This is a genomic window from Deinococcus pimensis DSM 21231 (genome assembly GCF_000519345.1).
In the GTDB taxonomy this organism is placed as follows: Bacteria; Deinococcota; Deinococci; order Deinococcales; family Deinococcaceae; genus Deinococcus_A; species Deinococcus_A pimensis.
This window is the reverse complement of the sequence record NZ_KI912639.1, coordinates 64960-66112: the sequence shown is the minus strand read 5'-3', so window position 1 is coordinate 66112 and position 1153 is coordinate 64960. Positions and strand designations below refer to the sequence as shown.

The 1153-nt window shown below is 72.1% G+C and carries 1 protein-coding gene; it reads left to right on the top strand.

Annotated features, from left to right (window positions below):
- Positions 1-144 precede the first annotated feature (144 nt).
- On the top strand, positions 145-1153 hold a 1009-nt coding region (locus DEIPI_RS30185), incomplete at its 3' end, for an App1 family protein phosphatidate phosphatase (RefSeq protein WP_052351691.1).

Here is a 1153-nt window from a genome sequence, read left to right as displayed (position 1 = left end):
GGTACGCGGGACTCGCGGCGCTCGACCGGCTCGCGCCCGCCCTCGGTGACGTCGTGGTGCGGGCCGTGACGTCGCGCCGCCGCTGAGTCGTGACGTCCGGGTGAAGGTGACGCGCGGCGGGGTTGTCCTAGACTGATGCTCGTGATGTCGCGTCTCATCGCCTTCCTCATGCGCTTCAACGACCGCCTGGAGGCCCGCGTCGACCGGATCGTCCAGCCCGCGCGCTGGAAGGGGCCCCACGTCATCAGCGCGTTCTGCGGCTACGGCGCGCCCGAGAAGGTGAGCGTGCAGGGGCGGGTGCTGCGCTCGGGTGGTCTCGGCGTCTCCACGGAGCGCGACTCGCGGCTGCGCAACTTCCTCGCGGTGGCGCGGCGCTTCAACAGCCGCGAGGTGAGCGGCGCGACGGTGCGTGGAACGCTCGGCGGGGCCGTCGCCTCGACCCTCACGGACGACGAGGGGTACTTCACGCTGGAGTTCCGCCCCGAGGCGCCCCTCACGCCGGGCTGGCACGACGCCGTCCTGGAACTGCCCGGGCGGGACGCCACCGCCACGGCGCCCGTGCGGATCGTGGACGGCGCGGACTTCGGCGTCATCAGCGACCTCGACGACACGGTCGTCGTGACCGGCGCGACGAAGCTCTGGCAGATGCTGGCGACGGTGCTGTTCGCCAACGCCCACACCCGCCTCCCCTTTCCCGGCGTGAGCGCGCTGTACCGGCACCTCACGGGCGGCCCGCGCGGCGGCGCGGACAATCCCGTGTTCTACGTGTCGAGCAGCCCCTGGAACCTCTTCGACGTCATCTGGACGTTCCTGGAGTACCGCCGCATCCCGCTCGGTCCGGTCTTCCTGCGGGACTGGAACCTCGGCATCCTGCGTTCGCAGCACGGCGGGCACAAGCTGGAGGCCATCGGGAAGCTCTTCACGACCTTCCCGGACCTGAGCTTCGTGCTCGTCGGCGACAGCGGCGAGCAGGACCCGGAGATCTACCGGGAGGTCGTCGCGCGCTTCCCGGATCGCGTGCTGGCCGTCTACATCCGCGAGGTGACGGGCGCGCGCCGCCGCGAGAAGGTGATGCGTCTGCGCGAGGAGCTCCGCGCGCACCGCCTCGACCTCGTGCTGGCCCGCGACAGCCTCGCGGCGGCGCACCACGCCC